This is a genomic window from Brucella cytisi (genome assembly GCF_038433355.1).
Taxonomy (GTDB): Bacteria; Pseudomonadota; Alphaproteobacteria; order Rhizobiales; family Rhizobiaceae; genus Brucella; species Brucella cytisi.
The window spans coordinates 25221-45894 of the sequence record NZ_JBCAUP010000033.1 but is presented as its reverse complement, the minus strand read 5'-3'; the positions used below and the strand labels follow the sequence as shown (position 1 = coordinate 45894).

The following is a 20674-nucleotide window of genomic DNA, read 5'->3' as shown; positions in this document are numbered from 1 at the left end:
GCACTCAATATTTCGAAGATCCGTTAAGGTGATGTGGTGGATGGCGCCCTCCGACGGCATCGAATGTGCCAAAATGGTTTTTTGCAAAACCCAAGAGAGGAGCCACCCACCATGGACGATATTACGACAATTGGGCTTGATATCGCTAAAAATGTTTTCCAATTGCACGGTGTCGATGCGCAGGGGCAGGTCGTTCTGCGCAAAGCCTTGCGCCGCGCCAACATGATCGCTTTCTTCACAAAACTACCACCCTGCCTGATCGGCATGGAAGCCTGCTCGACAGCCCATCATTGGGCCCGCACACTGATGGAACTGGGACATGAGGTCAGGTTGATCTCACCGGCCTACGTCAAGCCTTTCGTCAAAAGGCATAAGAACGATGCCGCCGATGCGGCAGCAATCTGCGAAGCGGTTCGTGTCAGTGAAGAGTGAAGAACAGCAAGCGACATTGATGTTGCACAGTGCGCGGGAACTGCTGATCTCGCAGCGAACTGCGCTGATGAATGCACTGCGTGGCCATTTTGCAGAGCTGGGCATAGTGGTCGCGCAAGGCGCTCGCAATGTTGGAGACCTTCTTCTCATCCTGGAAAGAATGGGACAGGGTTCCAATGAGAAGGCTCTTCCAGAAACAATGTGGCTCGCATTGCAGCCGCTGGCGAACGCCCTGATTGGGATTGAAGCTGAGATTGCCAAACTCGACAAGGAGATCCTCGCCATACATCGCAAGGATGCCGTCAGTCTTCGTCTTGCCTCGATCCCCGGTATCGGGCCGGTTACGGCGTCGTTTCTATCAGCAAGTATCCCGGATCCGGGACTTTTCGAGGGTGGACGAGAGTTCGCAGCATTCCTCGGGTTGGTGCCTCGGCAATATTCCAGCGGCGGCAAGCCGAGGCTTGGCCGGATCTCCAAAATGGGTAACCGACATTTGCGAAAGCTCTTGGTGGTTGGCGCACATGCGGCGCTCTACAGCATCAAGAATGGTAAAACCAAATCGCCGCTGGCAGACTGGGCAAGAGCCTTGCTGGCGAAGAAATCCTTCAAACTGGTAGCTGTCGCGCTGGCGAATAAAATGGCGCGGATCGCATGGGCGATCATGACCAGAGCCGGGCATTACCAACCAAACCTTGCGACCCAATAGACCAAGCATTACCCGAACTGCCCAAGAGGCACAAAAGTTGGCGGCGTGACGAAGGAGTGATGTGAAGGCACAAGCGGAATGGACCGCACGAACCCAAGGACCCGTGGTAGCGTATAGCGCGTCAAAGCGCGATAAGGTGATAGGGATCGGTTTGAGCGCAAAACATCAGGGCCAGCGGTCATATCAAACCGCGCTTACAGGCCGGAGACATGACTGCACCCGACCCGCAAAGCTCAAACATCGCCGAAATCACCTTGCCAAGCGGGCGCCATCCAGACACGACGCCACCGGAACGCCCCTTCTCAAACGGCATCAAGTGCCTAACGTGGTCGTGTTGGAACGCCACAAAGAAGAAGGCCCTTTCCATGGAGAAGATCACCACAGTCGGGCTCGATCTGGCCAAATCCGTTTTTCAGGTTCATGGCATCACCGAAGAAGGTGCTGTGATCGTGCGTCGGGCACTGCGTCGATCACAGGTGTTGGACTTTTTCGCAAGTTGCAGCCTTGCCTCGTAGGCATGGAAGCTTGGTAAGCGTTCGCTGAGGCCACTTGTGTTTTAGCTTGACGGCTTGAAGTTCCATGGGAGCAGGTCGTCGAGGCGGCTTTGGGGTGGCTTGCGGGCGCTAAGGCGTGCGGCGACAGGATACCAATCTGCGGGAATTACCCTCACAGTCAATCGTGCCTCAATCCAAGGCAGCCAACCTTTGGCAGCTTGCCGGTTGAGCCATTGCTCCATGATTTGCTTAACGTCGCTTTCCGACCAACCCGCCCATTCCCCTGCAATGGAAAGGAGGTTGCCAGAAAACGCCGGAGATACCTCATGACGCAGAATCTGCTCGATTTCGTCACGCTGATAAGGCGACCGTAAAAGCACTGCTGCAATACGATCGTAGTCGGTCTCGTCAAACGACGTATCGAGAAACAACTCGCTTAGAACGGTCCAAACCGGGAGGCGTTGACGGATATCGAGTTCGCGATCCATAGGGAAACAATGGCAGAGTACTTGAATGACCGCAATGGGGTCGGAGGCCGAAGCGACCTTTCACGATCGCATTCACTTCTGCGAACGTTCTTTCGTGTAACGCATTAAAGCTAATGCTATCTAATTTTTGGTACAAAACCGATTCCGAACCCGAACAGCCGACCGATCTTCTCCAAAGTCCCAAGCGTGGGGTTCGCCACGCCAGTTTCGATCTCCGCAACGTGTCGCCTAGTCAGCGACAGCGTCTTTGCAAACTCTTCCTGCGTCATGCCGAATCCTTTACGGATCTCCGCCTCAGCATCGGGCAGCCTCAGATCCCCAGTTCGAGCAAGTTCCGCCAGTGCTCGCCGGTTTTCCAGTATCTCCTCTGTCGTCGGCTTCTTCCATCGAGCCATTTAGCGGTCCTTTGCCATCATTGACACGCGGCCAGAACGCTGTCCGCTATCGCGATACAGCGTCCCATTGCACGATCCAGAATATTCGTAGACGCTCCCATTTCTTTTGCCATGGCCGGAGCCTGGCGCAGATGTTCGGCAAACATGGCAAGCGTAGCTGCGAACGCACTGTGCTCAGCAGGATCAGGCATCAGTTCGCCGCAAATGTGCTTCCAATCGGGAAGATGGTCGCGACCTCTGTTACGCATCATCGCCCATCGGGTCGAGCGAACGGTTCCCTCTTTGGCGAGCCGCATTGGCGCGAAATCAAAGAGCGGTGACAGGCGGACTGAGGTCAACCGGCTCGGTCGGCATGATTTGTGCGCAGATAGAAAAGCAGCAAGGCAGTTAGCGGCATGGCGATAAGCACGAATGCCAACACGAGATCAGGAATGCCAAACGCAGTATAGATAATATCGGCGCAATCGAGGTTTGCCAGCATCAGCGAGAAGATGGCGAGACTGACGCAGATGTAGAACAGCCAAACCTCATATTTCGCTACGGGACGAAGCAGGCGAAAAAGTCGCAATGCCAGCGGAAGCACGAACAGCATAAATGCACCCATCATCGCATCGTCGTCACTGCCCGAACTGAACAGTTCCTTGCAGAAGGAGGGACCATTATCCGTTGGTGACGTAAACCCTGGCGACAAGACTTCCCAGTGCTGGCCGATATAGGCCACCGCCGCAAGAAGGGTGATGTAGGCAATAGACAGGATTGTATACATGCTTCGTGTGCTCATGCGTCCTTTTGTATTTTGTCATCGTGCTGATTGATACGTTCAGCTCGGCGTAATGCACCCAATTTAAGTTAGCCGAGAACGCGCTTCCTGTCCTTGCTCATCTGGGGCGACTAGTGCGTCGAGCCTTGTCGATGAGGTGAGGTAGACCATTTCGCCTTTCTGCCCCTGTAGCCGCTGTTTCAGCGCTCAACTCCCACCGTCGGGCGGTCTCTGAGAAGCGTGAGCAAAGCCGGAATGATATAGAGATTTTCTCGGCCCGCTTTCGTTTCCTGGAGAAGGCCGTGATCGGTAAGTGATTTCAGATAGACCGCCGCTGACTGGCGTTTGGCGATGCCGGCGGCCACCAAATCGCTGACTCGATAATAGGGGTTGACGAAAAAGACCTCAGCGAATCTACGCGAATAGATCTTAGGCAGTTCGCCCCGGATACGAGCAGTTATCTGATCGAGAAGATAACGGATCGCCCGGATTCGATCGGTCGACCAGATCGTGCTCTCTTGCACGACCGCCAGCATGTAAAGGATTCACTCTTCCCATGCACCTTCTGTCGTTCGGCTTGCGGCGGTAGCGGCGGGGGGTCGTTAGAGGCGCGATCCGGTTGAAACGGCATGTCGATGTTCCTTGCTGTGATCGACATGTCTGAGTCGATATGTCGTTAGCATCGACAGGTTGGAGGAATATGTCGATGAATTCGAATTATGTCGACATATCAACTTCGCAGCAAGCGCCTCTTCGCCGTACAGAGAATGTTGGAGTGGTGGAGAGGCCCGAAGCCTTGGTCAGGTTCACTCTGAAACGATCTGGCCGACGTTCCTGCCCTTGCCGCGTTTTGATTTTCACGGATTGGCTTTGTTTCACCAGCTGTTCAGACAGTTGCAGAATCACTTTGGCGGTTGAAATAGCGCCAAGACGGTAATACCTTGTATATAATCAGTATTACACAGGTGCAGAAATGGCAACCACAGTGACATCGAAGGGCCAGGTTACGATCCCAAAAGCAGTTCGGGAATTGCTTGGGATCAGGCCCGGGACCAAAGTGGATTTTCATCGAACCCCTGACGGGAAAGTATTCCTTGTTAAAGCTGATGGGCCAAAAACATTAAATCGATTTCAGAAGCTGCGTGGTCACGCTGGCAAGGGGCTCGATACAGATGCAATTATGGCGCTGACACGTGGTGAAACGTGACTCTGGTTGACACAAACGTTCTTCTGGATGTTGCGACAGATGATTCACAGTGGGCGGAATGGTCGACCGGGCAACTTGAAACCGCCAGTCTGACGGGACCGTTGCTTATTAATGAAGTGATCTATGCAGAACTCGCAGTTCGTTATGAGCGAATAGAGGCCCTGGACCATTTTATTGAGGCTGCCGGTCTTCAAATGGCATCATTTCCCAGTGAAGCACTTTTTCTGGCAGGCAAAGTCTTTACCGGATATCGAAGGACAGGGGGCTCGCGAACTGGTGTGCTGCCCGATTTTTTCATTGGTGCACATGCAGCCGTTCAAAAAATGCCACTTCTGACTCGAGATGTCGGGCGTTACCGGACATACTATCCGACGGTTGCGCTGATCACTCCCAATGCATTGTAAACGGTCCAACGATTAAACGCGCTTTAGCTGCCCATTCTGGCGAGTACTGCGGAAAATCCGCAGTTGAGGTGAGGAGAGGGGCAATACCTATTGCACTTATCGGTGTTCAGATTGTCAATGGGCGCAATATTGCATTGCAAGTACAAAAGGATGGCCAAGTCGCAGGCTTGGAACGACTGAACCTATAAGGCGAAAAAATGCAGACAGAGTCAACGCAGGATGATGCACGATGGCGGCTTTGGATAGGCGGAGTGCTGCTAGCGCTCCCGGTTATTCAATTCAGTCAAATCATCATACCGTGTTTTATTGCCGAAGGGGTATGCAGCTCAGCCCCACTGGATCGGTACTATTTGATCATGGTGGTGTTGCAGCTGCCGTTGTTTTTGGCCGGACTTCTCAGCCTTGTTCCGCTTCGCCACTTCCAGATCTCTCTGCGCGTTTGGAAAGCTGTCCGTGTTTCAATCCTTTTGTGGGGACCTCTCAGCCTCGCGATAATGATCGGTATCATCTCATCGACCGTAGGTCCGGATGGATCGGGAGTTCCGAACGTCGTCCATTTATTTATTCTCACCAACATCGTTGCCGCAATTATTTTGCCCCCGTTGCTTCGTGCGCGCGTTCAGAAATCGGTGCGATCGATCGGGCTGGCTTTTTTCGGAATGATCGTTGCCAGTTTCATCGCATGGCTAATGGCAAGTGTATTCATATCCTGGAAGATAGAACATCGTGCGGCGCTCATCGCACCAGAAGGGTACCAGTTGTTCATACCAAAATTTCGCCACTGCCGGAATTACGTTCCGATAGGCGATTACTCGTCGTTCTGGTTATTGCAGTATGCGATATCCTTCGGCAGCCCTGACCCGGGAAGTGCCGCTTACGGCCCCCAGCCCTATCACCTGGTGCTCGTTCCTGCGGGTGTTGTTTCCTCAGACAGTGCGAACAGCTACCATTGGTCATTTTGGCAGCAGGATTTCGTAAAAGGCCTAAGTGGGCTCTGCCACCCTTAAGAGGAGGCTCAATGCTCATGAGAAGGTCGTCACAGTCAAAATCGCTAATGGGCGCCTTTCCAAGGTTCACTACCGTCAGTGATGTCACGAAGATGAACTGAGCATTATATAGAATGAGTGAAACAGGTTGAGGATTGCCTGTTGGCCTTGCCACAACAACACTGGTCGCGGTCATAGTCTGTTTAAACTGGTGATGTCGCCTATTGGACCGGGCCTTATGCAGGCGTCAACGGATGTCAGTCGATGTGCATAGGCGGCTACCGCGTACCGGATATTGTTTGGGTTCCGCTACTCGTCTTCGGTCAAGTTGCCTCTGGAATGGCGGAGATACAGGGTAATAGGCGACTTACCTACATAATTCCTTGCACGACACCCGTTTGATGCGATTGCCAGTTCAGCCCGTATCGGGTGAATCGAAGCTGACCGCTGCGCGTCAACGCGCCCTTGTCGACCAGATCCCGCAAATCGCGGGTGGCGGTTGCGCGTGAGGTCTTTGTTATGGCCAGATAATTGTCCGCGCTTGGGCCAGCGATAAAACCATCTGGTCCTGCTTCGAACAGGCGCGCAATGACTTTCTCCTGACAGGGATTGAACGCTCCCCTGAACCGGTTGTAGAAATGTGCCCTGGCGATGTAAAAGCCGACGCGGTCCAGTGTTGTTTGCTGAGCGGTCAGCACATCCCGCTGTACCAATCGTGCCCGGAACGATTGAAAATTCGCCCAGACAGGAGCTTCAAAGTAATGTTGAACTTCGAGCTATTCAGATGGACATTGCGATATTGCGGATGGCCATCGGTGTTCTTTTCCGGGCTGGTTGGTGCCAGGTTCGCCTTCGACAGCGATCACCCAATGGCATTGTTCACCGTGGTGTACGCCATCGCCGTCGCAATGCTGTTTATTATGGAACGCTTAATTCCGTATGAAGGCCGCTGGCTTGAGGCGGATGGCGAGACCTGGAACGATATCGCCCATACTTTGTTGACAAAGGGGCTCGTTCAAGTCGCCGCACTTGCTGCGGCGCTGTTCCCCATGATAGCTGCTGGATTCGTGCAGCCGCTGGCTACGCTTCAGTTTAGCTTCTGGCCGTCCACACTGCCTTTCTTGCTACAGGTGGCATTGGCCGTAATCATTGCGGAGTTCGGCCTGTATTGGTCTCATCGCGTCGCGCACGAACGTCTGTTCTTCTGGCGATTCCACGCATTGCATCACTCTGTGACCCGGCTGTGGGTCGTCAATACCGGCCGGTTTCACGTTATCGACTCCCTTTTCAAGGTAGCGCTGAGCCAAGCCCCACTTTATTTCCTGGGTGCCCCACTACAGATATTTTGGTGGTTAGGTGCGGTCACTGCCTTTGTAGGCATTCTCACCCATTGCAACGTCGACATGAGGACGGGGATACTTGACAACGTCTTTAGTACGCCTCGCCTCCATCGTTGGCATCATTCAAAGGACATACGCGAAGGAAACACCAATTACGGCGAGAACATTGTCCTGTTCGACCAGATATTCAGGACCTATCACAATCCGGATAGACCCTCATCCGCAGACATTGGCATCAAGGGGCAGGTTGCAAAGGGATTTCTCGCGCAATTGGCGCAACCGTTCTCAAAGGATGGTGTTCGTCAAATCCTCGGCCTGCCTTCAAAAAATTGATCTTGTGGCACGGCCAAGCGGTTAACGATGATTATCTGACTTAGTCGAAATGGCTGTGTCGCAAAAATTTGTTTAGCGGGGAACGTGCTCTATCTGGAGACGCAATTACGCTGCGAGCGCTGAGAATTGTTGTTTGAGGGATAGCGGTGCCGTTGAGGCAAAGTCGCCTGGCTCTGTCGCAAATGTTCGTTTGGGGTACGGTCGGCCTTAACTATAGACGGATTCATGCTGCAAGTTCGACGAAGATCTTGAATGGCGAGCGATTGTCATTGGCGAACTGGTTCTTGCGGATCATGTCGGCGACCTCGATGCCCGCAAGGGTAGCCGACGCCGAATGAAACGCCTTGAAGCGCATAATCGGTTTTGTAAGCCGCTTGATGAAGCGATGATCCTGTTCAAGGGTATTCTTGAGATACTTGACCTGTCGGATTTCAATGATCCCTCCGGTTCCGGTGATTGTCAGGATTGTGTTGACCGCTTGCAACTCAGCCAGATTGGCTCCGCTCTTGTCGATGAAAATCCTCTCGGGAACGCCGTTGGCTGCAATGACTTTCCTGAAAAACCTGCTGGCTGCGGCCATGTCCCGGCGTTCGGAGAGCATGAAATCAGGTTTTGGCTATCGCGGTCGATCGCACGATACAAATACACCCATTCGCCCCGAACCTTGAGATGGGTTTCGTCAACACTCCAGTATCTGGCCGTATGTCGTTTGCGCATCTGCGCCTGTGCGGCAATCAGAGGAGAGTAGCGAACAACCCATCGGTTCAACGTCGCAGATGTCCAATCCACGCTATAAACCCATAAAGCAGGATGACATCATGGGAAAAGTCGATGATGTCATCTTCTATGCCAATGAGGTCTCACAACCAGACAGCCAGTATCGTTTAACCCTCAGTCTTCGCGACGTTGAAAACCTTCTGGCCGAGCGCGGCATTATCGTGTCGTTCCAGACGATCTCGGAGTGGATGGTAAAATTCGGCCTGCAAGCTACGGCGCCGTACCCGCGGGAACTTCTCAGACAGATGGCATTTTGACGAGATGGTTATTTCCAGCAACAGCAGGAAAAACTGGCTGTGGCGTGCCGTCGATGAAAATGGCTACGTTCTCGACGCCCTTGTACAACATCATAGAGACAAAAGGGCCAGCTCTCAGGCCTATGCGAATGCTCTTGAGGTCGCAGGGCTGCGCGCCGCGCGCCATGGTGACGGTCAAGCTGTGCCCTTACGATGCCGCGAAGCAAGAGATTATGCCAGGTGTTGAGTATTGCTCACATAAAGGTTTGAATAACAGGGATGAGAATTCGCACCTTCCGGTGCGACGACGTCAGAAACGCATCATGAGTTTCAAGTCAGCCTGCCAGTGCCAGCGTTTCGTCTCGATCCAGGGTCAGGTTTCCAATCTGTATCATCTCAGTAGAAAACATCTCGACGCTGCCAAATACCGCGATCTTCGCGCCGGTGCCAACAACGTCTGGCGTGAGATAGCGATGCCACTGGCTGTATAAACGACGAGTCACTCGGGCTCTAAATATTCATAGCCAGGTGAAGGCGATGCCATCCTGAACGGTTCTGCATGGCGAACCGCCTTCGGTATCGAAGCAATTAACGCATAGCGAGCCGTGCTTCCTCAATCGCTGCGACAAAGGAAATGGCTTTAAAACACCGGATTTTCAGAACCCCTGTCTCAAATCGAACAGTTATGACGTTTGTAATCAATCTTCGCTGAACTGAAATATCATTTATACTCGACAACAAAATCTCGATTTCCAATTCGCTGGGACGAACATGCAATGCCCGGTTCATTTCGTTTGGGCTGAAGCTAAGCGTTGTGGTGGTCAACAAGGACTTGCCGCCGACCCACAATCCAGCCTGCTTGCGGCGACGGTCATCGATCTGGCGCAAGAGTGGCTTCGGCAAAGGATTGATTTCCGACAACATCGCTTTGTCGAAGAAAGCGTTAACGAGACGGCTATCGATAACGTTTGGCGTGACAACCTCCCGATAAAGTTCTGTCAGAATTCTTATTCCTCGAAAGGACCAAGCGTACAGATCCCGATTGCCGGAAGCTATAGCATTTTGAAGATAGATTGCCTGACTTTTAAGCATCCGTGAAGCACTGCGCCGCCTGGCATTGTCGGATATTCAATAACTCGAAGGTTGAAATCTACGCCAGCAGGTTGATTTGAGATACGATACGTCCATCGAATGCATTGTTGACCGGGAACGGGCAGGTGTTGCAGACTGTGGGCATGCTTGGCTTTCTCTCCATCCTGTGCGTCTTGGCAACACGTCTTGGTATCGGGACAATCATCGGCACTCTTGTATCATTTTTTTTCTTGCCGAATGGTGGAGGCTACTGGGCGCTCGTGGTCGGGATTGCACTCCTTGCCATCAACTCCATGGTCTGTGCCCTTCTGCATATTTCTTCAGCGATCCAACTGCGGCATGAACTTGTCACACAAAATATAGGCCGAGGGTCTGTCACGATAATCCGGCCAGCAGAGCAACGGGGGCTCCGTCCTGCAAGCCGAAAATTTCGCGCCTTCCAAACCTTCACGTTTTTGCCGCTCGTTGTTGCAGGTATCTTTCTCTCACTATATCCCGAACGTGCGGCTATCAGCGATCAGATCGACGTGTTGCTTCAAGGTCGACAACACGCCGATCTTCGCGCACCCGAAAAGCTCCGGCTCGCAATAGAGGCCCTGCGCGACGAAGCCGGTCATAATCAGGTCACGGATGTGACGATAAATTCCGGAATGATTTATACGAGGGCCCCGCTTGTGCCCGGGGAAATCCGGACGTCGCTTTTACAGTACACAGACGGTGAAGTTCACAATTGGGGCTCGAAGAACCATGCACTCTACCCGCGATCAACTGAAGAGGAGTTTTCTCTGGAAGATGTCACGTGGGAAAAGATTCTGCCGATCTGGGAAGAGGCAAAGGCTGATTTCGTTGAAATGAACGGAAATGAACCGAGCGGTGCATCTGAAATACACGTCCGACGTTCGTGGGGTGAGACACCGCGCTCCGGTCCAGTGAAAATCACGTTCAATTTCGTAGGGGGTAAACCATGGGGATGGCAATACTCTGCCAATGCCGACGGCAGTGGCCTCAATCGAGGTGTAAAATAGGCTCATCCGATCAGTCACATGGAAGATCCCCTTCGATCACATGGTGTGATCGTTGGACTTTGGTCTTTGCACGACCAACTCCTGCCGTCAGTATTCAAGGTCGATTCAGATCTTGGGTCGGTTCGACCGAGGTGGATAGGTAGAGAGGGTAGGGGCGGTCGGTGCTGTGTGCGCCTAAACCCGATGGGTGAGGGCGTCGACAGGGCCGTCAGTCAGAAAAACCGTTTCATCGAGATCGGTGCCACTGGTTTTGGTCCGGTCAAGATGGATGCCCAGCGAGGGGAGGCTAGGTTTGCGGCCAGGCGAACTGAAATTCGCTGCAAACTTGAAGCCTCCAAGTAATGGAATCGTAATTTTACTGAACGCCAGAGGCGATACAACGTCGCGACGATATTTACCACTATATCGAAACTGACAATCCAGCGGCTGCGCGGGCGCTCGATGAGCGATTTTCAGAGAAAGCCAACCGCCTGGTAGATCATCCGTCCCTAGGCCGTCCCGGCAGGCGGACAGGTTCACGGGAACTGATTGAGCATCAAAGTTTCTGTTTGATCTGTGACGTTAGGGTAAACGCCATGCGTGTGCTCCACGTCAAACGGCAATTGCCTCCTAAAAGGGTATCTCGATGACCAAAAAACCGTTACAAGCTCGATAGGCTGGGGAATTGTTGACGGGGCAGCCTACGCGCGGTTTCCAGCAACTCTCTCGCTTCACGTGATCGTTCTACAACGCTTTCAACAGGCGGCGAGCGATCCTGTCCGCATGCAATCAGTGCAAAAGCGGCCTCTCTTGCAACATTGAAATCACCTTCCAAAGCATCCGCGAGGGCTTCAACAGAAGGTGGAGTTAGCTCACGCAGTGCCCGGAGCGCTCGTGCCGCAGCTTCCGATCCCGGGAGTTCGACATGTATGTAGGGTTCAAGCGGCTTTGCCCTGGAGCCCAGGCGCATAATAATCTCAAACCCGCATCTCAGTGGAAGGCCGAGCTCCCGGTAAGAAACACCCCATTCGTTTCGGGCGCTGCCATCAAACAGGGTCTTGAGCAGTGGAATCGCGGCGTCGCCAAGCGCGATGATTTCCTGCTCTGCCTCGATCATCGTCTCGATAGAACTCAGTTGTTCAAAGAGAGAATCCACCAAGCTTTTACTCCAATCGCTGTTCCAGCCTAGCCTCTGAAGTGGCTTTTGCTTTTACCGTCACTTTGAGTTCGTTTAATGTTCAGTCGTCAGGGGACTTGTACTTAGGGCGCGGTTCGCCGCTGAAAAAGGACCGCTGACAACACCCCTCGATCTTCCTGATGGGGCGGATTCATTCTCGCTGATTTCCCTGATCAAGGCATTTTCTTGATTTACCTGGTTCGCCCTAATTCCCGGGCTCTTTGCATCAATCATAATGTCGAGGTTCTGTATTGATCTACGTCATTCTTGCTGACTTCTCCCGACCGGCAAATTGATGGCTTTTCGGGAGACGCCAGGCGCACCGGTTGCTTGAGTGGATAGCAACCCATCGGCAGAAAACGCGATGGTGATTGCATCGTCGGCCAGTGCCGGCAAAGCGGCTGATGCGCCAACAAGGCCGATCATCAATCGCGCTCCGATATTGGCAATGGAACGGAGCAAGAGAAGGGCACTCTCTACAAGACATCACCCCTGTTCGTTCAGGTCCGGCGCCGTCGATAACGACCGCAATAGGTGATGGTTGCAGTCGTGCGAAACGTGAAATCAAAGCCTCCGAGCGCTCGTTCATCGATCACGATCAGGGTGTTCGAACGCGCCGGAGCCAGGTCCTTGCACCTGCCGACATCATCGGGATCGAGCAGTGAGGCAAGATAGCCCCAGTTCGCTTCGGAACCAGTTGGCCCGGTGCCCCATATCGTCTCCACGAAGTCTCCATCGAGATAGGTAAAGCCCTGTTCGGCTCTCATCGGCCAAGATGGATTGCGATCTTCCCAGGCGGCGTACTCCTCGTCTGATGCATCTTCGCCCGGCTCCGGCTCCCATTGCTTCTGCGAGAAAACCAAAGCATCCGCTTCACTCGGGAAGGCCGCGAGAAAAATATGCAGGTGACCATCTTCAACTTCCATTGGAACGGGCCCATGCGAGTGCTTCGATCGTCTGCTGCGGGTTCTTCAACCTCGCGATGCGTTTCAGCTCCTTGTCCTTGAACGGGTTGCCGGAGATATGGAGGCCAAACGGGCCGCTTCCCGCCTTTTCTTCGAGTTTGGTAAGCTCCCCGAGCGCCTTTGGCAGCGTCTCCAGCTTGCAGTCGCGAAGTTGGAGACTGAACAGTTTGGTCAGCCCTCCTATTTGCGCGGGAAGCACCGTGAGCGAGTTTCCCTCGAAATCGAGTTGAATGAGTTCGGACAGGCCAAAGACCTCCTCCGGGATCTTGCGCCGGAACGAGTGGCCCAAGGACAGGCTTCTGAGATTCGGGAAATTGGCAAGATAGCCTTCGGGAATCTCCAGCCATTCGGTGCGCTCCAGCCCAAGCGTCCTGATGCTGGTTGACGGGCGGTCGAGATGTGGCAGCCTGGTAAGCGCGCTGCGACCGAGATAGAGGCCCTTGAGACCTTCCATTAACAGGAGCGATGCTGGCACCTCGCGCAGAGGATTTCCGAAAAGCGACAACTCTTCAAGCCGAAGTACCTCCGCGAACCGCTCGGGAATGGTCTCGATTCTGTTGTCCAGCAGAAACAGAAACGTGATGCCCTCCGACTGGTAGAGCTCGTCGGGCACCTTACGCAGCTTCAGACTATTAAGGTCGAGTGTATCGTGCGAATGTCGGCTGAGCAGGTAATCGAGATCATCATCGTCCGGCCACTCATCCAGCGTAGCCGGGTCGGGCCGGCCCGCCGCACGCCATGCGATGCGGTCAAGTGCAAGTTGATAGCCCTGAGCAGGCGTCAAATCATCGGGTAGTTCGGTTTCCCATGGTGCAATCCGCTGCATCGCCACTTACCCCGCGTCCAGGTCGGGTCGGAGCTCATCGGTTATGACGTCGATATTTGCCGGCGTTACTTGCCACCGTGAGGAATTATCGTACTCGAAAGCCGCCTGGACTTTCCGCGATTGCCGGTTGAACTGGAAGAGCATCTTGATCATGCCCCTATCATCGTCCTGCCGAAGCCATTCGCGATAATTGCTGGCCGATATCTCTGCATCCATGCTGTTAAGCGTAAACGGCGTGGGTCGCCCGTCCCCGTCATAGGCATACCCAAAATGTCCTGAGCAGAAACCATCGTCTTCGAACGAGAAGACGATCGATAGCTCAGTCCAGTCAATACGGGAGACATTGATGTCATCCGTGATTGCCCGCGCAATGCTTTCCAGCATCTCCATGTTTTCTGACATTTTCTATCCTTGCGAGTTCATCGGGTACTTCCCTGAAAGTCAGCGTCGGCGATTTTGATGCGAAAGTCAGGGAGATTGTCCCAAAACTCCCTCGGCGATTCCAGAGAAAATTCTGTTGTGTTAAAATTTGCCATGGTTCACCTTTCAGGAACAGATCGTTCGCAACTGCTGCTTTTGCCGGAAGCGGTTGACGGTTACGTGGGACCGGACAATCCGGTCCGCTATAGCGGGGCCTTTGTTGATGGCCTCAATCTCAAGGCAGTTGGCTTCGTGCGGGCTGACGCGAAGGATATCGGTCGACCAGGCTTCGATCCCGCTGACATGCTGAAGCTCTACATCTATGGGTATTTGAACCGGGTACGCTCCAGCCGACGGCTGGAGGCGGAATGCCATCGCAACATCGAGATGATCTGGCTGCTACGGCACCTGAAACCGGATGTACCATAGCAGCCTTCCAGCGGGCGAATCGTTCGGCCTTCAGGAAAGTGTTCCGCGAGTTCGTCGTGTTGTGCCGCCAGCTCGACCTTGTAGGGCGAGTTGCTCACTGTGGACGGCACGCGCATCACGGCGGTCAATAACAAAGACCGCAATTTTGCCCGTTCCGCTCTGTCTAAGTTCATCGGTGAGGCCGACGAGAAGCTGGCCGATTACATGAAACGCCTCGACGACGGCGATGCCGAGGAGGAGCATGTTGACGGCGAAAGCGGCGGCTCCGGCGGCAAGCTCGCCGAGAAGATCGCGGCGATCAGGGACAAGCGCACCCGGCACAAGGCTATGCTGGAGGAACTGGACCGCAGCGGCGAAGACCAGATCTCGCTGACCGATCCGGACGCCCGCGCCATGGCGCGCACGACCAAAGTCGGCGTCGGCTATAACGTCCAGCTTGCTGTGGACACGAAGCACAAGATGATCGCCGAGCAGGAGGTTTGCAACTAGGTCATCGACCTTGGTCTTCTGGTTCCCACGGTCAAAGCGGCGATGGATACGCCCGGCGTCGAGAAGATAGAGGCTGTCGCCGATCGCGGTTACTTCAAGATTGAGGATATCGAAGCCTGCGAGGCAAACGGCATCACCGCCTACGTGCCCGAGCCGATCCGCGGACCGACCGTCGCTCACGGCTTCCTTTCCAAGGAGGAATTCCGCTACGATCTGGACAAGGACATCTATCTCTGCCCGGGGCGACCATGTGCTCTTGCCGCGTCATTACGGCAAGTCACGCGACAACGTGAAGATCGACTACACCAAACGAGCCGCCTGCAAGGCGCGCCATCTGCGCGAGCGCTTCACCAAAAGTCTCCGCCGTGTCTCCCGGTCGGAGAACGAGGACGTTCTCGACCGCATGGCAGTGCGACTTGTCGCGCAACCCGACATCCTCGACAGACGGCGTGATAGTGTCGAGCATCTCTTCGGCACGATCAGGCAATGGATGAACCAGGCGCGTTCCTGATGCGGCGGCTCGACAATGTCCGCGGCGAGTTCAGCCTGATTGCGCTTGCCGACAACATCAGGCGGGTTATCACTCTCGTCGGCGTTCCCGGCTTGATCGAAGCCCTATAGGAATAGAGCGGCTTGTTTTAAGGCGCTCTCTGCCCAACCAGACGTCGCAGCACCCCTCAACGCCACCAACATGCTCAGAACAGAAGGCCGTGAAACTCGCGCGAAAAGTTGCCGTTCACGCCTAAATCGAACTATCCTCGATTCTTCGAAGAGTTCTCGAACGGTCTGTGGGATTTTTACGACATATATGAACTGGCGCGGGTAGCGTTGCAGTCAGCCAACAGGATGTAATGTGCCTTCGCTCATAGTGCTTGTTTTGCCGATCTTTCTGGTCATTATACTAGGAAAAACCCTTCAACTGACTTTGGTGCAAAGCTCTGAGGTATGGGACGGCATCAACAAGATTGCCTATTGGGTACTGTTCCCGGCATTCCTGTTTGTCGAAACCTCCAAGCTCGATCTTACAAGCCCGAATATCCTCACCTACTCTGTTTCCCTGATCGCGGGCTTTGCCGCCGCGATTGTCTTTGCCTTTGCCGCCGGGCGATTGACCAGGTTTGAAAGCCCGGCGCTGACCTCGATTATTCAGGGGGCCGGGCGGCATAATACCTTTATCGGGCTGGCCGTCGCCGGCGAACTCTTTGGGACGACCGGATCAACGATCGGGACCGTCGCCACGGCGTCTCTCGTGCCGCTCTCCAATGTCGTTGTGGTCATCATTCTGGCGTCGATGCTCCACAAGGCGACGGGGAAACGCCGGATCGTGCAGGATATCTTACGCAATCCCATCATCCTTTCCATTGCGGCGGGACTGGTCTTCAGCCTGCTTAAGCTCGAAAGGGATTTCATCCTCTATGAGTTTGCCGGGATGCTCGGACGCGCGACGTTGCCGGTCCTGCTTCTGGTGATCGGCGCGAACCTGCGCATGGGCGGGTTGGGTGGGGTCGCCCGACCGGTCATCCTGTCTGTCGTGGCAAAGATGCTGGTCTTTCCACTCGTCACCTTTCTGGCGTGCCGTTATACTGGCGTTTCCGCCGATATGACGACGATCGCGGTGATCTTCGCAACCTGCCCGACCTCTCCCGCCGGCTTTCCTCTGGCAAAGCAGATGGGAGGTGATGCGCCGCTTATGGCGACGATCATTTCGATCCAGACCGCGCTTGCCGTGCTCGCCATCCCCCTCGCAATTCTCACCGTACAGGCACTGGTATGACGGCTACCCCGCAGGAGCATTTGGCCGGTCAATGTGTCGAACTGGTCGCACTCGATCCCGACCGTCATGTCGAAGCGCTACACCGCGCCTCGCATGGAGCGGAGAAAGATGCTTTGTGGCGCTACCTGAGAGACGGGCCGTTTCCCAATATGCAAGCCCATCGGGATCACCTCGTCCGGCTCTGCGCTTCCGATCAATTCTCCGGCTACGCCATTATCGATCGCATTTCGTTGTCCGTGCTCGGACAGGCAGCCTTGATGAAGTTCAATCCCGAGCATCGTTCGGTCGAGATCGGCTATGTCCTTTTCCTCCCGGCCTTGCAGCGAACGCGCGGGGGAACGGAAGCCTTGTTCCTGTTAATGCGCCACGCGTTCGAGACGCTGAAACTTCGGCGGTGCGAATGGCGCTGCGACAGCCAGAACGCGAAATCGGAACGGGCGGCACTGCGCCTCGGATTCCGGCAGGAAGGGCATTTGCGGCAACATATGCTGGTGAAGGGTCGCAGTCGCGACACCATGATATTTTCGCTTCTCGATACGGAATGGTCCGATGCCAAGGCCGTACTCGCGGTATGGCTTTCCGATGAGAATTTTGACGGAAAGGGGTGTGCAAAAAGGAATTTGAGCAACATCAGGGCGGCCATATGCCGTTGATCCAAGCGACCCGCAAAAGTCAGTCGCGCAAGTCGAACTTTTGCACCTGACTTTCGCGCCCTTGCGACTACAAGGCCGTTCCGGCGAGAAAATAAATGTTAAGTTGAAGCGGTGCAAACAACTTACAGCGCCAGGTGAAGGGGTGGTGTCACCTTGCCCGGTTTTGCTAAGCGCTGCGATACTCAAGGAGCATGACCGAAACCCAGCCTGTTCACTTCAAAGGCCATCGTTTTCCTGCAGAAATCATCGGGCATGCGGTGTGGCTTTATTATCGGTTTCCGCTCAGCTTGCGGATGGTTGAAGACATGCTGGCCTACCGTGGAGTTGTTGTCACGCATAAGACAGTGCGGGAATGGGCGGAGAAGTTTGGAAGAGCGTATGCTGTTCCATTCGCCGTCGCACACCTCGCCTTGGTGATAAATGGCACTTGGATGAGGTTGTTATTACGATCAAGGGAGAGCGCCATTTCCTGTGGCGAGCGGTTGATCAGGATGGCTTTGTGCTCGACGTTCTGGTTCAAAAGCGCCGCAATACCAAGGCTGCCAAGCGCTTCATGCGAAAACTTCTAACGGGCCATGGCTATTCACCGCGTGTCATGATCACAGACAAATTGCGATCTTATGGTGCAGCTAAACGAAAATTGGGTCTTGGTGTCTGCGAGCATCGTCAACACAAGGGCTTGAACAATCGGGCTGAGAATTCCCATCAGCCGGTTCGACGACAAGAGCGGATCATGAAGCGCTTTAAGTCAGCACGACATGTGCAACGGTTCGCTTCAATCCATGATCCCATTTACAATCTTCATTATTTTCCACGCAACAAATTCAACTCTTCAGACCATCGTGAATTACGACAAGCCGCAACATCCATGTGGACGTGGTTTATAGAGGTAACGAATGGGGCTCAACGATTAAACCAGGTATTTGTCCCAGAAACCGGTTTGCGGTGTGATCTGCTCGACAATATCGATCCATAGGCCCGACGGGTCTTCAAATCCAAAGCGGCGTTGGCCGAACGGCTCGTCGGTCAACGGGTAAGTAACAGTTAGTCCCCTCTCTGTCAGTTCGTTATGAGCAGCTTTCGCGTCTGCAACTTCCATCTCGAAGCAAAGGCCGGTTCCGGAAAAGCATTCGGGACCGGGCGGTGACGAAGGATGATCTGGTGTCATGAAGGCGATCGAAGCAGTGCCATCCTCTGCAGTAAGCAGACAGAACCACTGACTATCGAAAGTCACATCAAACCCCAGATATTTCAGCCAGAAATCGCGGGCCTCGTCTTTTTTGGTGGTAACTATGATCGGGTAGCGGTCGGAAAATCGCATGACAGGTCTCCTTGCCAGATTAAAACAAACAGATTATTGGTATGTTTTATGCAAAATATTTACAACCAGACTGACTGTCAACGGAATCTGGAGGGGTGACTATGACCAGAAACGACTTGCGTACGCTTCAAACGAAAGGGCGGTTGGTCACCGCAGCGCAGACACTCTTCGCCCGTGACGGCTACGCCCAAACCAGTACGGATGCGATCATAGCCGAGGCGGGAGTAACGCGCGGCGCTCTCTATCATCACTATCGCGGTAAGACTGATTTGTTTGAAGCGGTTTGCCGCGACCTCGCCGCCAGGGCGGCGGAGACGATCCAGATAGCAACCAAGGGAGTGCTCGTGCCTGTCGAGGCATTGGAAAAGGGTTCGATCGCGTGGATAGACTTTATGGTTCGTCCCGAAAACCGTCGTATACTCGTGGTCGATGCGCCGGGGGTGCTGGGGCGAGAGCAATGGGAAGCGCTCGATCGCGAACTTTCCTTTGATCTCCTCAGGATCGGCATTGAGGAGGCAATTAGCGAAGGCAATATCCATTTCTCGACCGGTCCCATGGTACTCGCCGTGCTGTTCAACGGGGCGATGAACGAGATTGCGTTTCGGGCGGAAGCGGATGATGTCGCTGCATTGAAAGCTGGGCTACTGGAGCTGCTTCGCGCTCTCAAGCCATGATGACAGGAGCGTCTTCCAGATATTCAAACAATCAAGATAACACCAGAAAGGCGAAGAATTGATTATATGCGCCATCCACGCTACGCGGCGAACACGACCCGATTTCGACCTTTATTCTTGGCCGCGTATAGGGCCTTATCGGCTCTGCTGAGAGTTTCAGAAAAGTTAGCGTTTTCGCCACATAAAACAACGCCGATAGAAACCGTTACCTGAATGGTAATAACGCCAATTCGGAACGATTTGCCGGCAACGGCCTGACGAATCCTTTCGGCAGAAATTTCCGGTGACATGCTACCTTTTTCACCGAAAATGATGACGAATTCCTCTCCACCGGAACGAGCGATAAAATCGCTCGGATGAAGAACGTCGACAATACGTTTCGCGATCTCCTGAAGGACCTTGTCGCCAGATTGATGTCCGTGATCGTCGTTGATACTTTTGAATTCGTCGATATCGAGCATTGCGAGTGCTCGATCATTTTTGCCAGTGTGAGCATTCTCCAGGCTTGCCTGCCCGTAAGAAACAAGCGAGCGACGATTGGGAAGTTCTGTCAGGTGGTCTCGCGATGCAGCGTCTTCCCAACGCTTCTTTACCTGATCTGAGCACATCAGCAAAAATGAGGTCGTGCCGATGACAGGCATAATACAGAGAAACATCGGAGTAATCGCATTCATCCAATGTCCGTTATCGGCGACAGTGTTCACACCATGGTTTTCATAAAACAAATAAATGAGCGTGCGTGTCAGATTGGCGATTGTGACCACAACATAAATAACAGTCATCGAAAGACTGCCCCGGGAACGATATTCCGGTTTTCTGATGTTCTGAATTAGTATAATGGCCGACGCGCAGGTAATGAATCCCCAAAGAATCGCAACAATAAATATTCGCGCTCCTATATCTGGGGCAACAAAAAGATAATAGGCATATGGGATCGTTCCAATCGCGGGAAAAATAAAGGCATTAGTATAGACACTAAGACCGTGAAACCTTCTAATACTTGCGTGATATGAACAAAGGGCGATTAATAGCACCGCATTGGCCAGAGCAGTTGCCAAATTATATGGGATGTGATCTTCGATAGCAAATGTAACGCAGCCAATCGCTACCAGAAGAGTAGCTGCTTGCCATATACGAGCAGCGGGGCGAAGGGATTGGGGAAGATCAGCCAGGACCGCTGTCAGGACACCGCCGTTCGCAAGAATGACGAGCGTTACTGTTATATAAACAGATCGAGTGTCCATGATTACCCCCGCAGACAACCTGATCATATTGGGAAACAGGTTAAATAA

The 20674-nt window shown here is 53.6% G+C and carries 26 protein-coding genes and 7 pseudogenes; 16 read left to right on the top strand and 17 right to left on the bottom strand.

The window, feature by feature from the left end; all coding sequences use genetic code 11:
• Positions 1-111 precede the first annotated feature (111 nt).
• Positions 112-1138 (top strand): annotated as a pseudogene (locus AAE521_RS23590) (IS110 family RNA-guided transposase).
• Positions 1139-1503: 365 nt separating this feature from the next.
• Positions 1504-1664, top strand: a pseudogene (locus AAE521_RS23585) (IS110 family transposase); the annotation flags it as partial.
• Positions 1665-1694: 30 nt separating this feature from the next.
• Here AAE521_RS23585 and AAE521_RS23580 read toward each other — a convergent pair.
• From AAE521_RS23580 to AAE521_RS23560, 5 genes are all read right to left on the bottom strand, one after another.
• Positions 1695-2120, bottom strand: coding sequence for a DUF7079 family protein (locus AAE521_RS23580; RefSeq protein ID WP_342062675.1), 426 nt, complete (start codon positions 2118-2120; stop codon positions 1695-1697).
• Between the two features lie 116 nt (positions 2121-2236).
• Positions 2237-2515 carry a helix-turn-helix transcriptional regulator gene (locus AAE521_RS23575; RefSeq protein WP_342062674.1) on the bottom strand — a complete coding sequence of 93 codons (279 nt, stop codon included), beginning with the start codon at positions 2513-2515 and terminating at the stop codon, positions 2237-2239.
• 17 nt (positions 2516-2532) lie between these two features.
• The gene (locus AAE521_RS23570) at positions 2533-2766 is read right to left on the bottom strand and encodes a hypothetical protein (protein ID WP_235817648.1); all 234 of its coding nucleotides are present in this window, start codon (positions 2764-2766) and stop codon (positions 2533-2535) included.
• 83 nt (positions 2767-2849) lie between these two features.
• Positions 2850-3296: a hypothetical protein gene (locus AAE521_RS23565; protein ID WP_342062672.1), complete on the bottom strand. Its 447-nt coding sequence runs from the start codon at positions 3294-3296 to the stop codon at positions 2850-2852.
• 179 nt (positions 3297-3475) lie between these two features.
• Positions 3476-3811, bottom strand: coding sequence for a hypothetical protein (locus tag AAE521_RS23560; RefSeq protein ID WP_342062670.1), 336 nt, complete (start codon positions 3809-3811; stop codon positions 3476-3478).
• 437 nt (positions 3812-4248) lie between these two features.
• Between AAE521_RS23560 and AAE521_RS23555 the strand changes: the two genes are divergently transcribed.
• The 3 genes from AAE521_RS23555 (at position 4249) to AAE521_RS23545 (ending at position 5893) form a co-directional block, all read left to right on the top strand.
• Positions 4249-4482, top strand: coding sequence for an AbrB/MazE/SpoVT family DNA-binding domain-containing protein (locus AAE521_RS23555; protein WP_342062669.1), 234 nt, complete (start codon positions 4249-4251; stop codon positions 4480-4482).
• The gene (locus tag AAE521_RS23550) at positions 4479-4886 is read left to right on the top strand and encodes a type II toxin-antitoxin system VapC family toxin (RefSeq protein ID WP_342062668.1); all 408 of its coding nucleotides are present in this window, start codon (positions 4479-4481) and stop codon (positions 4884-4886) included. Before AAE521_RS23555 ends, AAE521_RS23550 begins: the two co-directional genes overlap by 4 nt.
• A 197-nt stretch (positions 4887-5083) precedes the next feature.
• Positions 5084-5893 (top strand): hypothetical protein, encoded by an 810-nt coding sequence (locus AAE521_RS23545; RefSeq protein WP_342062666.1) that lies wholly within the window; start codon positions 5084-5086, stop codon positions 5891-5893.
• Between the two features lie 350 nt (positions 5894-6243).
• On the opposite strand, the pseudogene AAE521_RS23540 reads toward AAE521_RS23545, so the two are convergent.
• Positions 6244-6570 (bottom strand): annotated as a pseudogene (locus AAE521_RS23540) (DUF4172 domain-containing protein); the annotation flags it as partial.
• A gap of 63 nt (positions 6571-6633) precedes the next feature.
• Here AAE521_RS23540 and olsE point away from each other — a divergent pair.
• Positions 6634-7545: an ornithine lipid hydroxylase OlsE gene (olsE, locus tag AAE521_RS23535; protein ID WP_342062665.1), complete on the top strand. Its 912-nt coding sequence runs from the start codon at positions 6634-6636 to the stop codon at positions 7543-7545.
• Between the two features lie 223 nt (positions 7546-7768).
• Here the strand turns inward: olsE and AAE521_RS23530 are convergent.
• A pseudogene (locus AAE521_RS23530) lies at positions 7769-8319 on the bottom strand (IS6 family transposase); the annotation flags it as partial.
• 104 nt (positions 8320-8423) lie between these two features.
• Here AAE521_RS23530 and AAE521_RS23525 point away from each other — a divergent pair.
• A pseudogene (locus AAE521_RS23525) lies at positions 8424-9049 on the top strand (IS6 family transposase); the annotation flags it as partial.
• Between the two features lie 97 nt (positions 9050-9146).
• Here the strand turns inward: AAE521_RS23525 and AAE521_RS23520 are convergent.
• The gene (locus tag AAE521_RS23520; RefSeq protein WP_071632389.1) at positions 9147-9650 is read right to left on the bottom strand and encodes a hypothetical protein; all 504 of its coding nucleotides are present in this window, start codon (positions 9648-9650) and stop codon (positions 9147-9149) included.
• Positions 9651-9793: 143 nt separating this feature from the next.
• Between AAE521_RS23520 and AAE521_RS23515 the strand changes: the two genes are divergently transcribed.
• Complete coding sequence (locus AAE521_RS23515; RefSeq protein ID WP_342062664.1) at positions 9794-10675, top strand: hypothetical protein; 882 nt, start codon at positions 9794-9796, stop codon at positions 10673-10675.
• 189 nt (positions 10676-10864) lie between these two features.
• On the opposite strand, the pseudogene AAE521_RS23510 reads toward AAE521_RS23515, so the two are convergent.
• Positions 10865-10966 (bottom strand): annotated as a pseudogene (locus AAE521_RS23510) (recombinase XerD); the annotation flags it as partial.
• An 83-nt stretch (positions 10967-11049) separates the two neighbouring features.
• Between AAE521_RS23510 and AAE521_RS26790 the strand changes: the two are divergent.
• Positions 11050-11304, top strand: a complete 255-nt coding sequence (locus AAE521_RS26790; protein WP_374865224.1) for a type II toxin-antitoxin system RelE/ParE family toxin — start codon at positions 11050-11052, stop codon at positions 11302-11304.
• 11 nt (positions 11305-11315) lie between these two features.
• Here the strand turns inward: AAE521_RS26790 and AAE521_RS23505 are convergent, their stop codons facing one another.
• The 5 genes from AAE521_RS23505 to AAE521_RS23485 all read right to left on the bottom strand — a co-directional run bounded on the left by AAE521_RS23505 (position 11316) and on the right by AAE521_RS23485 (position 14024).
• Positions 11316-11813 carry a hypothetical protein gene (locus tag AAE521_RS23505; protein ID WP_342062663.1) on the bottom strand — a complete coding sequence of 166 codons (498 nt, stop codon included), beginning with the start codon at positions 11811-11813 and terminating at the stop codon, positions 11316-11318.
• Positions 11814-12092: 279 nt separating this feature from the next.
• The gene (locus AAE521_RS23500) at positions 12093-12257 is read right to left on the bottom strand and encodes a hypothetical protein (RefSeq protein WP_167375548.1); all 165 of its coding nucleotides are present in this window, start codon (positions 12255-12257) and stop codon (positions 12093-12095) included.
• 74 nt (positions 12258-12331) lie between these two features.
• Positions 12332-12757 (bottom strand): hypothetical protein, encoded by a 426-nt coding sequence (locus tag AAE521_RS23495; protein ID WP_342062661.1) that lies wholly within the window; start codon positions 12755-12757, stop codon positions 12332-12334.
• The gene (locus AAE521_RS23490; RefSeq protein WP_071632394.1) at positions 12747-13622 is read right to left on the bottom strand and encodes a leucine-rich repeat domain-containing protein; all 876 of its coding nucleotides are present in this window, start codon (positions 13620-13622) and stop codon (positions 12747-12749) included. Before AAE521_RS23490 ends, AAE521_RS23495 begins: the two co-directional genes overlap by 11 nt.
• A 6-nt stretch (positions 13623-13628) precedes the next feature.
• Entirely contained in the window at positions 13629-14024 is a 396-nt protein-coding gene (locus AAE521_RS23485; protein ID WP_342062660.1) for a hypothetical protein, read from the bottom strand.
• Between the two features lie 132 nt (positions 14025-14156).
• Here AAE521_RS23485 and AAE521_RS23480 point away from each other — a divergent pair, with 132 nt between their 5' ends.
• Together AAE521_RS23480 and AAE521_RS23475 are read left to right on the top strand one after the other, a co-directional pair.
• Entirely contained in the window at positions 14157-14471 is a 315-nt protein-coding gene (locus AAE521_RS23480) for a transposase (RefSeq protein ID WP_342062658.1), read from the top strand.
• A 99-nt stretch (positions 14472-14570) separates the two neighbouring features.
• Positions 14571-14960, top strand: a complete 390-nt coding sequence (locus AAE521_RS23475; protein ID WP_342062657.1) for a hypothetical protein — start codon at positions 14571-14573, stop codon at positions 14958-14960.
• 277 nt (positions 14961-15237) lie between these two features.
• On the opposite strand, the gene AAE521_RS23470 is transcribed toward AAE521_RS23475, so the two are convergent.
• Positions 15238-15447 carry a hypothetical protein gene (locus tag AAE521_RS23470; protein WP_342062656.1) on the bottom strand — a complete coding sequence of 70 codons (210 nt, stop codon included), beginning with the start codon at positions 15445-15447 and terminating at the stop codon, positions 15238-15240.
• Between AAE521_RS23470 and AAE521_RS23465 the strand changes: the two genes are divergently transcribed.
• The 4 genes and pseudogenes from AAE521_RS23465 to AAE521_RS23450 all read left to right on the top strand — a co-directional run bounded on the left by AAE521_RS23465 (position 15447) and on the right by AAE521_RS23450 (position 18363).
• Positions 15447-15581 (top strand): hypothetical protein, encoded by a 135-nt coding sequence (locus AAE521_RS23465; RefSeq protein ID WP_342062655.1) that lies wholly within the window; start codon positions 15447-15449, stop codon positions 15579-15581. The genes AAE521_RS23470 and AAE521_RS23465 overlap by 1 nt on opposite strands.
• A gap of 232 nt (positions 15582-15813) precedes the next feature.
• A complete protein-coding gene (locus AAE521_RS23460; RefSeq protein ID WP_342062653.1) occupies positions 15814-16734 on the top strand; it encodes an AEC family transporter in 921 nt (306 codons plus the stop codon).
• Positions 16731-17387 carry a GNAT family N-acetyltransferase gene (locus AAE521_RS23455; protein WP_342062651.1) on the top strand — a complete coding sequence of 219 codons (657 nt, stop codon included), beginning with the start codon at positions 16731-16733 and terminating at the stop codon, positions 17385-17387. Before AAE521_RS23460 ends, AAE521_RS23455 begins: the two co-directional genes overlap by 4 nt.
• Before the next feature lie 191 nt (positions 17388-17578).
• A pseudogene (locus tag AAE521_RS23450) lies at positions 17579-18363 on the top strand (IS6 family transposase).
• Here the strand turns inward: AAE521_RS23450 and AAE521_RS23445 are convergent.
• Positions 18298-18708, bottom strand: a complete 411-nt coding sequence (locus tag AAE521_RS23445) for a VOC family protein (protein ID WP_071632398.1) — start codon at positions 18706-18708, stop codon at positions 18298-18300. The pseudogene AAE521_RS23450 and the gene AAE521_RS23445 sit on opposite strands and share 66 nt — an antisense overlap.
• Positions 18709-18809: 101 nt before the next feature.
• Between AAE521_RS23445 and AAE521_RS23440 the strand changes: the two genes are divergently transcribed.
• Positions 18810-19382 carry a TetR/AcrR family transcriptional regulator gene (locus AAE521_RS23440; protein ID WP_071632399.1) on the top strand — a complete coding sequence of 191 codons (573 nt, stop codon included), beginning with the start codon at positions 18810-18812 and terminating at the stop codon, positions 19380-19382.
• An 80-nt stretch (positions 19383-19462) separates the two neighbouring features.
• Here the strand turns inward: AAE521_RS23440 and AAE521_RS23435 are convergent, their stop codons facing one another.
• Complete coding sequence (locus tag AAE521_RS23435) at positions 19463-20626, bottom strand: sensor domain-containing diguanylate cyclase (RefSeq protein WP_342062650.1); 1164 nt, start codon at positions 20624-20626, stop codon at positions 19463-19465.
• Positions 20627-20674 lie beyond the last annotated feature (48 nt).

What these genes read in the sequence shown, in the direction of transcription:
- AAE521_RS23565 (WP_342062672.1), bottom strand. Translation starts at nt 3,296, where the DNA reads ATGAGCACACGAAGCATGTATACAATCCTGTCTATTGCCTACATCACC.
- AAE521_RS23500 (WP_167375548.1), bottom strand. Translation starts at nt 12,257, where the DNA reads ATGATCGGCCTTGTTGGCGCATCAGCCGCTTTGCCGGCACTGGCCGAC.
- AAE521_RS23520 (WP_071632389.1), bottom strand. Translation starts at nt 9,650, where the DNA reads ATGCTTAAAAGTCAGGCAATCTATCTTCAAAATGCTATAGCTTCCGGC.
- AAE521_RS23480 (WP_342062658.1), top strand. Translation starts at nt 14,157, where the DNA reads ATGGTTCACCTTTCAGGAACAGATCGTTCGCAACTGCTGCTTTTGCCG.
- AAE521_RS23580 (WP_342062675.1), bottom strand. Translation starts at nt 2,120, where the DNA reads ATGGATCGCGAACTCGATATCCGTCAACGCCTCCCGGTTTGGACCGTT.
- AAE521_RS23490 (WP_071632394.1), bottom strand. Translation starts at nt 13,622, where the DNA reads ATGCAGCGGATTGCACCATGGGAAACCGAACTACCCGATGATTTGACG.
- AAE521_RS23465 (WP_342062655.1), top strand. Translation starts at nt 15,447, where the DNA reads ATGGATGAACCAGGCGCGTTCCTGATGCGGCGGCTCGACAATGTCCGC.
- AAE521_RS23570 (WP_235817648.1), bottom strand. Translation starts at nt 2,766, where the DNA reads ATGATGCGTAACAGAGGTCGCGACCATCTTCCCGATTGGAAGCACATT.
- AAE521_RS23445 (WP_071632398.1), bottom strand. Translation starts at nt 18,708, where the DNA reads ATGCGATTTTCCGACCGCTACCCGATCATAGTTACCACCAAAAAAGAC.
- AAE521_RS23435 (WP_342062650.1), bottom strand. Translation starts at nt 20,626, where the DNA reads ATGGACACTCGATCTGTTTATATAACAGTAACGCTCGTCATTCTTGCG.
- AAE521_RS23575 (WP_342062674.1), bottom strand. Translation starts at nt 2,515, where the DNA reads ATGGCTCGATGGAAGAAGCCGACGACAGAGGAGATACTGGAAAACCGG.
- AAE521_RS23560 (WP_342062670.1), bottom strand. Translation starts at nt 3,811, where the DNA reads ATGCTGGCGGTCGTGCAAGAGAGCACGATCTGGTCGACCGATCGAATC.
- AAE521_RS23455 (WP_342062651.1), top strand. Translation starts at nt 16,731, where the DNA reads ATGACGGCTACCCCGCAGGAGCATTTGGCCGGTCAATGTGTCGAACTG.
- olsE (WP_342062665.1), top strand. Translation starts at nt 6,634, where the DNA reads ATGTTGAACTTCGAGCTATTCAGATGGACATTGCGATATTGCGGATGG.
- AAE521_RS23495 (WP_342062661.1), bottom strand. Translation starts at nt 12,757, where the DNA reads ATGGAAGTTGAAGATGGTCACCTGCATATTTTTCTCGCGGCCTTCCCG.
- AAE521_RS23515 (WP_342062664.1), top strand. Translation starts at nt 9,794, where the DNA reads ATGCTTGGCTTTCTCTCCATCCTGTGCGTCTTGGCAACACGTCTTGGT.
- AAE521_RS23555 (WP_342062669.1), top strand. Translation starts at nt 4,249, where the DNA reads ATGGCAACCACAGTGACATCGAAGGGCCAGGTTACGATCCCAAAAGCA.
- AAE521_RS23485 (WP_342062660.1), bottom strand. Translation starts at nt 14,024, where the DNA reads ATGTCAGAAAACATGGAGATGCTGGAAAGCATTGCGCGGGCAATCACG.
- AAE521_RS23440 (WP_071632399.1), top strand. Translation starts at nt 18,810, where the DNA reads ATGACCAGAAACGACTTGCGTACGCTTCAAACGAAAGGGCGGTTGGTC.
- AAE521_RS23545 (WP_342062666.1), top strand. Translation starts at nt 5,084, where the DNA reads ATGCAGACAGAGTCAACGCAGGATGATGCACGATGGCGGCTTTGGATA.